Source organism: Bellilinea sp. (genome assembly GCF_034432615.1).
Classification (GTDB): Bacteria; Chloroflexota; Anaerolineae; order Anaerolineales; family Anaerolineaceae; genus Bellilinea.
This window is the reverse complement of sequence record NZ_DAOUBL010000339.1, coordinates 23,730-39,277: the sequence shown is the minus strand read 5'-3', so window position 1 is coordinate 39,277 and position 15,548 is coordinate 23,730. Positions and strand designations below refer to the sequence as shown.

General features: G+C 49.0%; 7 protein-coding genes. All 7 read left to right on the top strand.

Going from position 1 to position 15,548, the window contains the following annotated elements; translation table 11 throughout:
* Window positions 1-13: 13 nt before the first annotated feature.
* A complete protein-coding gene (locus VAE48_RS15380) occupies window positions 14-2,584 on the top strand; it encodes a DUF2298 domain-containing protein (protein ID WP_322794218.1) in 2,571 nt (856 codons plus the stop codon).
* 12 nt (window positions 2,585-2,596) lie between these two features.
* On the top strand, window positions 2,597-4,303 hold the full coding sequence (locus VAE48_RS15375) for a hypothetical protein (RefSeq protein ID WP_322794217.1): 1,707 nt from the start codon (window positions 2,597-2,599) through the stop codon (window positions 4,301-4,303).
* Window positions 4,300-4,989, top strand: coding sequence for a (d)CMP kinase (gene cmk, locus VAE48_RS15370; protein ID WP_322794216.1), 690 nt, complete (start codon window positions 4,300-4,302; stop codon window positions 4,987-4,989). Before VAE48_RS15375 ends, cmk begins: the two co-directional genes overlap by 4 nt.
* Entirely contained in the window at window positions 4,982-6,475 is a 1,494-nt protein-coding gene (locus VAE48_RS15365) for an ATP-binding protein (protein WP_322794215.1), read from the top strand. Before cmk ends, VAE48_RS15365 begins: the two co-directional genes overlap by 8 nt.
* A 21-nt stretch (window positions 6,476-6,496) precedes the next feature.
* The gene (locus tag VAE48_RS15360; RefSeq protein ID WP_322794214.1) at window positions 6,497-7,597 is read left to right on the top strand and encodes a response regulator; all 1,101 of its coding nucleotides are present in this window, start codon (window positions 6,497-6,499) and stop codon (window positions 7,595-7,597) included.
* 398 nt (window positions 7,598-7,995) lie between these two features.
* A complete protein-coding gene (locus VAE48_RS15355) occupies window positions 7,996-11,031 on the top strand; it encodes an ATP-binding protein (protein ID WP_322794213.1) in 3,036 nt (1,011 codons plus the stop codon).
* Window positions 11,032-11,198: 167 nt separating this feature from the next.
* Window positions 11,199-15,446 carry a DNA-directed RNA polymerase subunit beta' gene (rpoC, locus tag VAE48_RS15350; protein ID WP_322794212.1) on the top strand — a complete coding sequence of 1,416 codons (4,248 nt, stop codon included), beginning with the start codon at window positions 11,199-11,201 and terminating at the stop codon, window positions 15,444-15,446.
* Window positions 15,447-15,548 lie beyond the last annotated feature (102 nt).

Here is a 15,548-nt window from a genome sequence, read left to right as displayed (position 1 = left end):
TCAGGATAAAGCGATGAGTCAAATTCTGATGGTCTTTTCTTGGTATTTGATTGTGACGGTGGGAGGATACATTACGCTGCCACTGGCTTATCGCTTTCTTAAATTTTTGCCGGACCGTGGTTTCACCTTAAGTCGTCCGCTGGGATTGTTGATTTGGGGGTATTCCTTCTGGTTGCTGACCTCCTTTGGTGTGCTGCAAAATAACGCTGGTGGGGTGTTGTTTGCCCTGTTACTTTTAGCATGTCTGAGCGCATGGGTCTTTCGAGGAAAATGGGAGGAATTCAAAATCTGGTTTGCCAGTCAGAAGCGGTTGATTATAACGGCTGAAATCTTATTTTTGATTGCGTACCTTTTGTGGGCGTTTGTGCGGGCCGCTAACCCGGAGATCATCTATACCGAAAAACCGATGGAACTGGCTTTTATTAACGCCGTCTTGCGTTCGCCAACCTTTCCACCCTTTGACCCGTGGTTGGCCGGCTATGCAATCTCCTATTATTATTTTGGATATGTGATTGTAGCCATGATTGTTCACCTGAGCGGCGTGCCCAGCTCAATTGGTTTCAACCTGGGGATTGCAATGTGGTTCGGATTGACAGCGCTGGCTGCTTATGGGGTTCTTTATAACCTGCTCAGCGGGGTTTTCAAAACGGATGACCGGCCCAACTCAAGCAGAAAAGCAGTCGGTTGGGCATTGTTAGCGCCTCTTTTTATCCTGATGGTTAGCAATCTTTCCGGTTTGCTGGATGTGCTTCATGCACGGGGCATCTTCTGGCAGCGGAATCCGCAAGGGGTGCTTGAATCTTCTTTCTGGCAGTGGCTGGGTATTCAAGAGTTTGATCAACCACCCCCAGAACCGCTTTCATGGACGCCGAAACGCACTTACTGGTTATGGTGGCGTGGTTCGCGTGTCTTACAGGATTTCAATCTGGTCAATCAACGGGAAGAAGTGATTGACGAATTCCCGTTCTTCTCATACCTTTTGGCAGACATGCACCCGCATGTTTTGGGTATGCCGTTTGTGCTGCTGGCGGCCGGGCTGGCCTTGAATTATTACCTGACTCTAAAAAGAAAACCGGCCGCCGAACCTTCACTGCAAGGTTGGCTGAAAGATCCGCGTACATGGTTAAGCGCGCTGATTTTTGGCGGTCTCTCTTTTTTGAATACGTGGGATTTTCCAATCTATCTGGCTTTGTTTGCCGGGGTGTATACTCTCAACCGTTATTTTCAGGATGGATGGAGCTGGCGGCGGGTTGGAGATTTTCTGTTCATTGCCTTGACATTGGGAATTCTGGGTATCCTGCTGTATCTCCCCTTCTATCTGGGTTTTTCTTCACAGGCAGGCGGTTTTCTTCCCAGCCTAATTTTCCATACGCGGGGTGTCCATTTCTGGGTGATGTTTGCGCCATTGATGATACCCATTCTGGCATGGCTTTTCAGTCAATGGAGTGTTTTCCGACAATCAGGACTGCGCCTGGGGAGTTTAATCGGTGCAGGCATAGTTGCAATCGGTTGGCTCTTCATGTTGATTGCCAGCAAGCTTATTGAACTGGCTGGACTGCTTGGGCAGGCTTGGATGACTTCTGCAGACGGCAACCTGGCGAGTCTGGGGCAAACCCTGAACTCATTGAGCGGATTGTTTTTTATCAAACAGGGCGGAAGTGGTGCGGAATTATTCGAGGTTGCTTTTTTGAGGCGGATGACCAGCCCGGGTACCTGGCTGACTTTGATGGTCATCCTTATCCTGGTATTTGCCATGATTATTGCTTTGCGCCGAATTTATGGGAATTCTCGGAATGTGGAGCATAACCTCACACCAACCATCCTCGAAGAACAACAGAATCACGGGTTTGTTCTGTTGTTAGTTTTGCTGGGTGCTGGTTTGACACTGGTACCGGAGTTTTTCTATTTACAGGATGATTTCGGTACTCGCATGAACACCATTTTTAAGTTTTATTTTCAGACTTGGATTTTATGGGGAATTGCAGCTGCCTATGCCAGTGCCATCCTCTTGAATCGCCTGAGAGGAATACGGGGTGGGTTGTTTAAAGCTGCCTGGTTGCTAATGCTGGTTTGCTCATTAATCTATCCCTCTGTGATGTTACCTGCCAAAACGGGTTTGCACAAAGGGCAACCTGTTGAGTTGACACTGGATGGTAAAGCCTATTTGCAGCGCAATGAACCCGATGAATGGCAGGCTTTTCAATTTTTATGGGGTATGCCTTTAGGCCCTGTTGTTGAGGCTGTAGGCCCGCAATACAATCCTCAGTATGCCCGGGTTGCGACTCATTCCGGTCAACCAGCGTTGTTGGGATGGGAAGGGCACGAAATTCAATGGCGGGGCAGTGCCAGAGAGATGGGTTCCCGGCGAGTGGACATTGAAACGCTTTATCAGACCGGTGATTGGACAAGAGCGCGGGAAATTATCCAGCAATACGGCATTCGCTATATTTATATTGGACCGGTGGAAAGAAGTACATACCGTGTTTCCGAAAATAAATTTTCATCCAATTTGGGTTTGCTTTTTGCGAATTCCACTGTGCAGATTTATGAAGTGCCCCATTCGCTGGTGGCAAAAACACGCTGAGTGGCTGTAATCATGAAAAAGAATGTGTTTTCGCTGAATCGTGAACAAGTCTTATATGCTTTGATTTTTCTCTCCGCGCTCACTTTACGGTTTGTGCAGTTAGGGAAAATATCCCTAAACGATGGAGAAGCCCGGCTGGCCTTGCAGGCTCTTTCCCTGGCTCGCGGGGAAAACGCTTTATATTCCAACCCCGATGGTGGGTATCTGTTGGTAACCACCGCCTTGTTTTACCTCTTGTCGGCAAGTGATTTTGTGGCGCGGTTGTTACCGGCCTTTTCGGGGGCTTTGATCTGCCTGCTTCCTTACGCTTTTCGAAAAAATCTGGGAAAAAAGACGGCGTTGATTCTGGCAATTGGTCTGGCGTTGGATGGCGGATGGCTGGCGGCAGGACGAGCCGCTGGAAGTTACACGTGGGCGATTTTGTTCTTTTTGTTGACCATTGGAGCAATCAATGCTCGTCGCTGGAAGGCAGCAGGCGTGTTCGGCGCGCTTGCATTGCTGGGTGGTGTGGAAATTTGGAAGGGATTGCTGCCTTTTTTAATCGCGTTCTGGCTTTATCAAAGATGGCTTGTTCGGAAGTTAGAAGGCTGGGATTTGATTAAATCTCACCTGACAGAAATGATGATTTGGGCAGGGGGGACTGCGCTGGTAGTGGGCAGCGTGTTTTTAATCCTGCCAATTGGATTGAGCGCAATGGGGGGTGGATTAATCGCTTATTTGCGCGGCTGGAGTACCCCCGCAAACACACCGATTGGATTACTTTTTGCTGCCATGGCAGTGTATCAGTTGCCGGGGTTGTTATTGGGCGTGGTTGCAGCGATACGGCAAATCAAACAACCGGTAGGATTGGAACGATTTTTGACCCTCTGGTTGATTCTTTCCCTGTTTCACACGTTGATTTACCCTGGGCGGGAAGTGCTGGATGTGGTTTGGCTCTCCATTCCGCTTTTTGGGCTTGCAGCCCGCTTGTTGGCATCCTTTCTCCGGTTTGATTTTGATCAGCGGGTGGGTGCGCTGGTTTATGCGTTTGTGGTGTTTACCTTCTTGGCTTTTATCCTACAAAACCTTCTGGCTCTATTCAGCCCAATGCGGGTTGCGGTAAATACCCAGCCTCAAGTTATTGCCATTCTTGCTGCTGCATTTTTTGTCATTGCTTCAATTATCCTGATTGGATGGGGATGGTCTATGCGGGTTGCCGGTTACGGGGCGGTATGGGGACTGCTGGGAATTTTGACCATTTTCTGGCTTTCAGGCGGTTTTCACGCCGCAGGATTGGGTGAAGACCCGGAAACGAACCCATTTTGGCGCGGCAACTTTATTCCCGAAGCCGATTTGTTAAAAGATACCATTGGTGACTTATCGGAATTGAATGTTCGCTCAAGAACCGGCATTGATGTGGTGGGGATTGGCCTGGATCAACCGGCGATGCGCTGGCTAGCGAGAGAGTATCCCAATTTTGTGTTTGAAAATACCTTTCAGCCCCAGTTGCAAAATTCGATTGTCCTGACCGGCGCAACCCAAGAAATTTTTTTCAATGACAACTATCGTGGCCAGGATTTTCAGTGGGAGGTTCAACCCATTTGGGATTTGATGACTTCTCAGGAATGGCTGCAATGGGCAATTTTTAAAAAGGCGCCACTGGGAGATAGAGTCATTGTTTTGTGGGCAAGGGAAAGTCTGTTTCCCGGCGGCGAAATTACTTCTGAGGTGCAACCTTGACCATTCCCAACAGCATTGCCATAGATGGACCGGCATCCTCCGGTAAATCAACCATTGGGGTAAGGCTTGCCGAACGCCTGGGGTATTTGTTCTTTGATACGGGTATCATGTATCGGGCTGTGACTCTGGCAGTCATTCGTAAAGGGATTGACATTAATGACGAAGACGAGGTAACTCGACTTGCTCAGATTGTTCATATTGACGTACGCAGCCCAAGTATTGCGGATGGAAGGAAGGAAGATGTTCTCCTGGATGGTGAGGATGTCACCTGGGCTATCCGCGACCCCGAAGTAGAAAAATGGGTTTCAAAAATTTCGGCGTATGCCGGCGTTCGAAGAGCAATGACACAACTGCAACGGCGGATTGGAAAACGAGGCAGGGTGGTCATGGTTGGGCGGGATATTGGCACTGTGGTGATGCCGGATGCGGATCTTAAGATTTATCTGGATGCTTCTCTGGAAGAACGTGCCCGACGGCGGTATCAGGAATTGGTGCAACGAGGTGAAAGTGTTACATTGAAAGAAGTGCTTGTCGGCTTGAAAAAACGCGATCAGATTGATTCATCCCGTGAAATTGCTCCTTTGAAACCCGCCAAAGATGCGGTGATTCTCAACACGGATGGTTTGAGCATTGAAGAGGTTTTGAAAAAGGCTCTTGAATTGTGCGGGGTTGTGGGAAATGAGTGAAAACGATCAAATAGAGCGCGAGTTGCGTGATACGCGCCACATTCTGAATCGCCTTCTGGCGGTCAGTCCTGCTGTAATTTATTCAACCACGCCGCGACCACCCTATCAGGTTCGCTATATCAGTGAAAACGTAACAATTGTAACTGGTTACTCCCCGGATCAATTCATCGAGGATTCCTATTTCTGGAAATCAAAGGTTCATCCTGAAGATCGTCCAATGGTAATGGAGCAGTTGGATAAAATGCAATTGCTTGAATTTCTGGAAATGGAATACCGATTTTTATGTGCAGATGAACAATATCATTATCTTCATGAAGAAATTAAAATATTACGTGATGCTCAAGGACAACCCGTAGAAGGTATCGGATATTTTGTAGATATCACCCGACAAAGAAATTACGAAGAAGCAATCCGCCAGAGCGAAAATCTTTATAGAAGCCTGGCCGAAGCTTCTCGTGATTTAATTATCCTGATATCAAACGAAAAAACCATCGAGTATATCAACAGCTTTGCCCGCCAGGCTTTGGGATGGGGAGAATTTCAAACCAGGCTGCCATCCTATGCCCATATTTTGAAACTCATCCCGGAAAATTTAATTCAGCAAGTCTTTCAAACCCAACAAGCGGTTTATACCGAAAATTCGGCGTTCATTGCCAGGAAAAAAATCTGGCTTGGCACGTGGTTGGTGCCAATTTTTTCAACCCAAAATGAGGTTGATTTTGTCATGGCGGTTTCCCGCGACATTACCCGCCAGAGAGAAACCGAAGAAGAACTTCAACGGGCGCTAAAAGCGGAGCAGGAGTTGAATTCATTGCGTTACCGATTCCTGACGATGACCACCCACGAGTTTAAGACCCCCATCAGCACAATTCTCTCATCGGTAGAACTTTTGGAGACTTATGGTGAGCGCTGGAATGCTGAAAAAAGAAATGAACACATCAATCGTATCAAGACAGCAGCTCAACGCTTGAATCAAATGCTGAGTGAGGTGCTGGAGGTCAATCGGGTGGAAGGGGGCGCCGGATTGGAATTGAGTGACGGAATCGACCTGATCCAGTTATGCCACGAAGTAATTACCGAGATCCAACAAGCCGACCAGAATCAACATCCAATTGTTTTTATTCATACCGGTGAAATGAACCGGGTTAAGGCGGATGCGCGGTCTTTACGGAATATTGTTTCAAACTTACTTTCAAATGCGGTCAAGTACTCTTTTGCCGGAAATGAAGTGATTCTTGAATTATCTACCACCCCGGATGACTTTTGGGTTAAAGTACGTGACCGGGGAATTGGCGTACCCGAAAAAGACCGTGATAACCTTTTTGAGCCTTTTTATCGGGGAGAGAATGTCAATTCCATTCCCGGCACGGGGCTCGGCCTGACGATTGTCAAGCGTTCGGTCGAGGCAATGGGTGGAGAAATTTATTACGAAGAGAACGCGGAGGGAGGATCTATTTTTAGTGTCCGCATTCCGGTGAGAAAATAATCAGGGGAGAGCTAACATGCCATGAAAAAAATACTTGTGATTGAGGATGAACCGGATATTCGTGAAAACATTATTGACTTGTTAAGCGAAGAAGGGTATCTGGCAGTAGGGGCACAGGATGGAGAAGAAGGTATCCATAAGATCTGGCAGGAATTCCCCGATCTGGTTTTGTGTGATATTTTGATGCCAAAAGTGGATGGATACGGGGTGTTGACCGTTGTCAGTAAAAGTCCAATCACCTCAACCATTCCGTTCATCTTTCTAACGGCAAAAACCCAGCGGGAAGATTTAAGAAAAGGCATGGCGCTGGGGGCAGACGATTATATTACCAAGCCATTTTCACGATTGGAATTGCTACAGGCCATTGAAACTCGCCTTATGAAGCATGAGCAACTACGCCTTCAGGCTCAGCAAAAATTAATCGAGCTGCGCAGCAACATCAGTCTCTCACTTCCCCACGAACTGCTGACCCCTTTGAGTGTCATTCTTGGGTTTTCTGAATATTTGATTGGCCACCTGCCTGCCGATTCTGCCGACTTGCAGGTTTTGGAAATTGTCAGTGACATCCATAATGCGGCGAAACGACTGCTGCATTCTTTGCAAAAATATTTGTTCTTTGCAGAATTGGAAGTGATCCTCTCGGATGCCGATAAAATTACCAAAGCAAGGCACTCTCGCTTTCAAATCAAGCAGCAAGAAGTCCGTGCGGCTGTTGCGACAATTCCCGAAAGCATTGAACGTCAGGAGGATATTCACGTTGAGGTTTCCCCTGCTTTGATTTGTATTTCGGAAAATTCCCTCTACAGACTCATCGAAGAACTGGTTGAAAATGCATTAAGATTTTCCCCTGCCGGTACGCCTGTTTTCGTCCACGGTGAGCCTTTACGGGAAAAAGGATTGTATAAAATTGAGGTTATGGATGAGGGAAAGGGGATGACTCCTGAACAGGTTGCAGGGCTGGGAGGATATGTCAATAAAGAAAGAAAAGTTTACCCTTCTCAGCGAAGTGGTTTAGGGCTGGAAATTGTCGGCAGGATACTGGATATCTATCAGGGAATGGTGAGTATTCAAAGCGAACCGGGTTCATGGACAAAAGTCGAGGTTTTTTTGAGGTTGGGATAAAGAAAGAGAGGAAATTGAACGATGTGTGATACGATGGTTAAAATAAAAACACCATCTGCGGAGCAATGCTATAATCTTAACGATTGGTTGAAATGAATTTATTCAATTTCGAACTACTCCAAAATCCTTTCTTTTACCTGCCTTTTCACTCTTCCGGGTGGGGAGGGTGGTTGGTTTTGGGGTTGTCCTTGCTTCTTAGCGCCAGGGGTATCTGGGGCTCTTCCAATTTTCGGCGACCTTTACGATGGAAAATTTTCCTGGCGTCCCTGGCACTGGTTCCACTAGCGATTTTACTGATCGAATTTAGACCGACACTCTTGCAGTCTGCCGCCATACCAAATCTCCCGCTTGAAGTGAATCGAACGGGAGTGTTGGTTTTTTTAGCATTCCCCATTTTCATGGCGGCAGGATTGGCGGGGGCGCTCCCCGCATTTTTTACTGGATTAATCACAGGCCTGTTCCTTGGTCTGTTCGTCACCCATGACCTGTTTTCATTTATCGAGTGGGGCTTTTTAGGTTTATTTATCGGCGTTGCGCTTTCGCAAAATTACCGCACGCCTTTTTATAAGGTGGTACGTCATCCTTTAGGTGGAGCAATTACTGTCTGGATCGCTTTCCTGCCTTTATTTTTATTAATTTCATTTTTTTCCATTCCCGGTTCACTTGCCGAACGATTAGATTTTACGCTGGTGCAAAACTGGCAGCATTATCTCATTCGTGGGATTGAATTAGGGCTGGCAGGATTATTTTTTGAGGTCTTTTACCTGTTTCTTCCAGCCGTCTGGCGTAAACCTGTGCAACTGATTGCCTCGCCCAGTGAGGTGAGCCTGCAAGCCCGCTTTTTGTTGTTTACCCTCCCTCTGGCAGTGCTGCTGTTTGTCATCTTGATTTTGGCGGATTGGTGGGTGGCTGGCCGAGCCGCAAGGCAGATGATGGAATCGCGTCTGGAAGGTTTGACGCGGGTTGCTTCCGAGACTTTGCCATATTTTTTAGAAGCCGGTCAGAGTTTAATCATTGACATGGCACAGCCCGAATTAGTCCAAAACCCACCCTCAGAAAGTCAACTTCTTTTGATGGAGAGTATAAGGGCGGTGCCTTATTTTCGACAGTTGGTGGTGGTCAATGTGCAGCGTCAACCCCTGACCAGCTACCCGCCCATCAGCAGCGAGGACTTCAATTTTTCGCCAGACGAAGAGGTGGGGATTGGGCTGGCTTTAAAGGGGGTCGTGGTGCAGGTTTATCCACTCTCACCCTCACCCGGCGAAAAATCGGCGCAGGTATCCTTTATTGCAGCAATAAAGGATGAAGCAGGAGATGTTTTGGGTGCAGTTCTCGGCAGGACGGATTTTGAGTCCAACCCATTCACCCAACCCGCCCTCAGTGCTTTGGAAGGTGTATTGGAGAATGGCGGTGAAGGTTTTATTCTCGATGAACAGGGATACATCCTTTACCAAACATCTATTGCCACACCTCTCACAGCACCCGAGCAGTTTGTTGGCCGGTTAGAGGCTGGAAGAGGGTTATATGAAGAGACTTCGCCGACCGGCACTCGTTTATTGGTGCTGGTGCAGCAGGTCACTGGCCGGCCATGGCAGATTGTGGCACGGGTGCCCGCCAGTGTTGCCCAACAAATCGCTTTAAACATTGCTGTGCCCACCTTGGTGGTTTTACTGATCTTGTTTGGTGCCGGGTCGGTGTTGGTGTTTGGCATTGTACGGCTGGTAACCCACAACTTGCTCAAATTGACTGATCAGGCCGTGCGGATTTCTCACGGGGAACTGGATCACACAATTGAGAGCAAAGGTAGCGACGAAATTGGTCGGCTGGCTAAAGCGTTTGAAACCATGCGATTAAGCCTCAAAAAGAGGCTGGAAGAGCTTAACCAATTATTGGTGGTAAGTCAGGGGGTGGCAGCAAATCTGGAAATTTCCGAAGCGATTCAGCCGATCCTCAAAGCAGCATTGGACGATGAATGTGTTTCTGCGCGGGTTGTTCTTATTCAAGAAGTGCAAATTGGAATGGAGGGGGATCAACTGGTGGGCTGGGGAGCAGGAAAACAACCGGATCTTTATCAGCATCTGGACGGTCAGATATTCGAGCAGATGCGATCTCACCATTTGCTATCCATTCCGAATACCAACCGGGTTCGCCGCATCAGTGCTGTAAATGGCAAGCCGCATCCGGCCGCTTTGATTGCCTTTGGTTTATTTTTTGAAACAACCTATTATGGAGCGTTTTGGCTGGCGTATGACAAACCCATGAATTTTACCGAAGACGAAGTGCGTTTCCTCAATACGCTTGCCAGCGAGGCTGCCCTGGCAGCCGCAAACTCCCGCCTGTACGCCTCTGCGGAAATCGGCAGACGCCGATTAGAAGCTGTGCTTGCCTCCGTGCCGGAGCCGGTCCTGGTGTTTGATGAAAAAGATCGTTTATTATTGCTCAATCCGGCTGCCATGCACATTCCGGGTTTGATTTCGGCCGCCTTGCCGGGGCGTCCTTTACAAGAGGTGGTTACCTCCGAAAATCTGATCAAATTAATCAGTGGTTCTCTGGAGGATCGGATTGCCTCACGTGAGATTCAGTTATCCAATGGGAAAGTGTTTTATGCCAGTGTTGCGCCGGTAATGGGTGAAGATTCTCAGGTAGGCAAGGTGTGCGTGCTGCGGGATATCACTCATTACAAGGAACTGGATACCCTTAAATCCGAAATCGTTGCAACGGTCAGCCATGATTTGCGCACACCTTTGACCTTACTGCGCGGGTATAGTAGCATGCTTTCCATGATTGGTGAGTTGAACGAACAGCAGCAAGTCTATGTGAATAAGATTGTTTCAACAGTGGAAGACATGACTCATCTGGTTAATAATTTACTGGATCTGAGCCGGATTGAGTCGGGCATACCGCTTAAGTTAGAAGAATTGGATCCGATGATCGTGGTGGAGAAAATTATCCGTCAGTATCAGGCGCATGCCTCACAGAAAAATATCCAGCTCACCTTTGAAGGACCTGCCGATGGAAAACGACTGTTGATTAAGGCGGATCTGGCATTATTACAGCAGGCCTTGATTAATCTGGTAGATAATGCTATAAAATACACACGCAAAGATGGGCAGGTAGTTGTGCGTGTGCGTGCAGGGAATGAAAGATTGACATTTGAGGTTCATGACAACGGCATCGGAATTGCTCCGCTGGATTTGCCTCGTTTATTTGAGAAGTTCTACCGAAGCGGGCGGCGCGAAGCCTATGAAAAGCGGGGATCGGGATTGGGGCTGGCAATTGTCAAATCCATTGCTGAGCGGCACCACGGACGGGTCTGGGTGGACAGCCAGCTGGGCAAAGGAAGCACTTTTTACATGGAATTACCGACGGATCAACCGCAGGTGATGCCGGAGGAAGATATTCGGGAAGGGGGCGTTGCAAATCTTAAAAAATGAAAATTAATATGCTTTTACCACTTGAATATTGACAGATTGTGCTATAATTATTGTTTGCATGCATGTATACGATTGGTTAATTTCATAAGTTCAACGCAAGGGAAGGACTCTCGTGCGTTTCTATTTGTTTAAATTGTCTGGTTTGAAGTAACAGAGGAGGCACGTTCGTGGAAACGAAAAGCTTAGTTGCATTGCGCATTAGCCTTGCATCCCCCGATACTATTCGCAGCTGGTCTTATGGGGAAGTATTAAAACCTGAAACCATCAACTACCGCCGTTTGCGGCCTGAAAAGGATGGACTTTTCTGCGAAGCCATTTTTGGTCCCACCCGCGATTATCAATGTTATTGTGGAAAGTATAAAAATCCACGCTACAAGGGCATTGTTTGTGATAAATGTGGTGTGGAAGTAACGCGTGCCTCTGTTCGGCGCGAGCGGATGGGACATATTGAGCTGGCCACCCCGGTAGCCCATATCTGGTACACCCGCCGTGTACCTTCTTACCTCGGGTTGTTGCTGGATATTTCGCGCCGTAACCTGGACCGTGTTCTGTATTTTGCTCAATACATTGTCACCTATGTGGATGAGGATGCCCGTAACAAGGCTCTCAAACGTCTGGAAGATGAAATCAGCGTTTCCGAGCGGGAGCAGGCGGCCGAAATCAATGCGCGGATTCTGGAAGTCAAGCAGGCGCGTGACCGAAAAATTGGCGAATTGAATCAGCGTCGGCAGGACATGGAAGCTCGCCGTGATGAATTGATTGCCCAGCGTTTGGAACCGGTCATTCAAGAGGGACAGTCGCTTGAACGTCAGTTGCAAGATAAGGTTGGTAATGTTACCCGTACGATGATTGTTTTTTCGGCAACCAATACCGAAATCGTAGCAGCCGGCGAGACGATTTCTGCTCAACATATTGGACGGGTGCAGCGTGTTGTCAAAGAACGGCTGGACGAGCTGGAAAATGAATTCCGCGATCAGTTCCAGCGCGACCTGGAACAGATCAAAATGCAAATTGAAGAAGTACGCGCGCAAGCCGAAATGGAAATGGAGGCGCTGCGCAATCAGCTGGAAGATCAATCCAACGTCTCTCAAAATGCCAATTCCCGTTTGCGCGATGAATTACAGGAATTGCGTCCCTTTACGTTCCTGACGGAAAACCGCTACCGAGAACTCAAATCACGCTGGGGCCAGGTTTTCCGGGCGGATATGGGTGCAGAAGCCTTCTACGACGTACTTCGACGCCTCGATTTGGATAAACTCTCCGAAGAATTGTGGCACGAAGTACGCACTTCCAAGAGTAAGCAAAAACGCAAGAAGGCAACTACCCGGCTGAAAGTGGTGGAAGCGTTCCGCCGTTCTCAAAATCGTCCGGAATGGATGATTCTCACGGTTTTACCAGTGATTCCTCCTGACCTGCGTCCGATGGTGCAGCTGGATGGCGGACGGTTTGCTACCTCAGACTTGAACGATCTTTACCGGCGTGTGATCAATCGCAACAACCGTTTGAAACGGCTGCTTGAACTGGGCGCACCGGACGTGATTGTGCGCAACGAGAAACGGATGCTTCAGGAAGCCGTCGACTCGCTGATTGATAACTCGCAACGCGGTAAAGCGCTTTCGCGGAGAGGCCGGCGCGAACTGAAATCTCTGAGTGATATGCTCAAGGGTAAGAAAGGTCGTTTTCGCCGTAACTTACTTGGTAAACGGGTGGACTACTCCGGCCGCTCGGTGATTGTGGTTGGTCCCACGCTCAAACTGTATCAATGCGGCCTGCCCAAGACCATGGCTTTGGAATTGTTCCGTCCATTTGTGATTGCCCGGCTGGTGGCGCATGGATATGCCGCCAATGTGAAAGGCGCCCGGCGTTTCATTGAACGTAATCGGCCTGAGGTGTGGGAAGTCCTCGAAGAGGTCATCAAAGACCGTCCGGTTTTGTTGAACCGTGCTCCGACCCTTCACCGTCTGGGTATTCAGGCTTTTGAACCGATTTTGATTGAAGGGAGTGCCATTCAATTACATCCACTGGTTACCACTGCTTTCAATGCGGACTTTGACGGCGATCAAATGGCAGTGCATGTACCGCTTTCAGAAAAAGCCGTGCGTGAAGCCCGCGAGCTGATGCTCTCTTCGCGCAACCTGCTTAAACCGGCAGATGGTGAACCGATCATCAGCCCGTCCAAAGATATGGTGCTGGGTGTGTATTATCTGACCATGACCGATGAAAAAGAACACCCCGGTAACGGGAGATACTTTACCGATCTGGATGAGGTTGAACTGGCTTACCAGCTGGAGCAGGTGCATGTGCATACCCGCATTAAGGTGGTGGTAGATACCTGGTATGATGACCACAATAATCGCCTGTCAGAACCGCGCCGGACGATGGTCGAAACAACCGTTGGACGTGCCCTGTTCAATCGCATCCTGCCTGAAAAAGTTCAATTTGTCAACGAAACACTCGATAAGGGTGGTGTTAAAGACCTGATTGCCGATGTTTATGAGTTTTGTGGCGAGGAAGTAACCACAGATGTTGCTGACCGCATTAAGGATATTGGGTTTGAATACGCCATGCGGTCAGGGGCGACAATCTCGGTTGATGACATCACCATGCCAGAAGATAAAAAAGAAATTTTGGAACGCGCCCAACAGAAAATCGAAAATGTTCAGCGTTCTTACCGGCGTGGTTTACTGACCGAACAGGAGCGCAACGAACGGGAAATTGAGATCTGGCAGCAGACCACCAAAGAAGTTGCCGATGCTGTGCGGCGCGCAATGAATCCGACCGGCAATCTGGCAACGATGGCCAACTCGGGTGCGACGAAGGGCGGTTTTGGGCCGATTTCACAGCTGGCAGGAATGCGCGGCTTGATGGCAGATCCGGCTGGCCGCATCATCCGCCTGCCGATTCAATCCAACTTCCGTGAGGGACTGACCGCGCTGGAATACTTCATTTCCACCCACGGCGCGCGCAAAGGTCTGGCGGATACGGCTTTGCGTACAGCAGATGCCGGTTACCTGACCCGTCGCCTTGTCGATGTGGCCCAGGACATGATCGTCAATGAGGTGGACTGCGGCACCCAGGAAGGCATCTGGATGCGCAAGTCGGATGACGTGGCCGGACAACCCTTGAGCGCACGCCTGTACGGCCGTACCGTTGCCCAACGCGTGATTGACCCCATGACGGGTGAAGTGCTGGCCGAACGGGATGACTTGTTGGACCATGACCGAATCCGACGGTTGCTGCAGGCTGGCATTGATGAGGTCAAGGTGCGCTCGCCGCTGACTTGTGAATTGATTCACGGTGTATGTGCCAAGTGTTATGGTATGGATCTTGGTCGCGGGAAGATGGTTGAGTTAGGAGCAGCGGTGGGTATCGTTGCCGCCCAATCCATTGGCGAGCCCGGCACACAGTTAACCCTGCGTACTTTCCACACCGGTGGTGTGGCTGCCGGTGGTGATATTACTACCGGTCTGCCGCGCGTGGAGGAGTTGTTCGAAGCCAGACGGATGCCCAAAGGTGAAGCCGTTATCACCCGCATTTCCGGCGTGGCCAAAATCATCCAATCTGACCGATACAGCGATCAGCGAATGGTGCGAGTTGAGCACAGTGAACTGGTCAGTGATGAGTATGAAATTCCAGAGGGCTGGGACATTGTCGTCAAGGATGAGGGAACGGTCTCGTTAAGTGATCCAATTGCAGTGCAAGGCGAGGCTTCCATCACCGCACAACACACCGGCCGGGTGCGCATTGAAGGGCGCAAAGTCATCGTGACTTATGAACAGCGTGAATCAGAGGAATATGAAATTCCTTCAACCTCGCGCATTTTGATCAAAGATGGTGAACACGTTGAAGCGGGTCAGCCTTTGACCGAGGGCTCCCTGAATCCGCACACCATTTTGAAGATCAAGGGTCGCGAAGCCTGTCAGTTGTACCTGTTGAGCGAAATTCAGAAGGTTTATCGCGCGCAGGGTCAAAACATCAACGACAAGCACTTTGAGGTGATCATCCGCAAGATGATGGGACGGGTACAGGTGATTCGGCCGGGCGATACGCATTACCTGCCGATGGATATCGTGGATCGGCTTGAACTGCGCCGCGTAAATGAACAGATGATTCGTGAAGGCAAACAGCCGGCGCGCTTTGCGGAGATTTTGCTGGGTGTGACCAAAGCCTCGTTGAGTACCGATTCTTTCCTCTCTGCCTCTTCCTTCCAGCACACCATCAAAGTCCTGGCAGGGGCAGCCATTGCCGGAGCTGAGGATCCGTTGTATGGTTTGAAGGAAAATGTGATCATCGGTAAACTGATTCCGGCTGGAACAGGCTTCGAGTACGGGCGTTTTAAAGCCCTACAGGAAAACCAAAACAACGATAAGGAAGTTCACCGCATTTCCGTGGCGAACATTACCAGTTCAGATTAATTTCTCAAACAGTTTGGACGACAGCGAGGGCAAACATGCCCTCGCTGTTTTTAAGTCTGAAACCTGCCTTTCCGTGATAAACTGAAATGAAAATTATTTTAT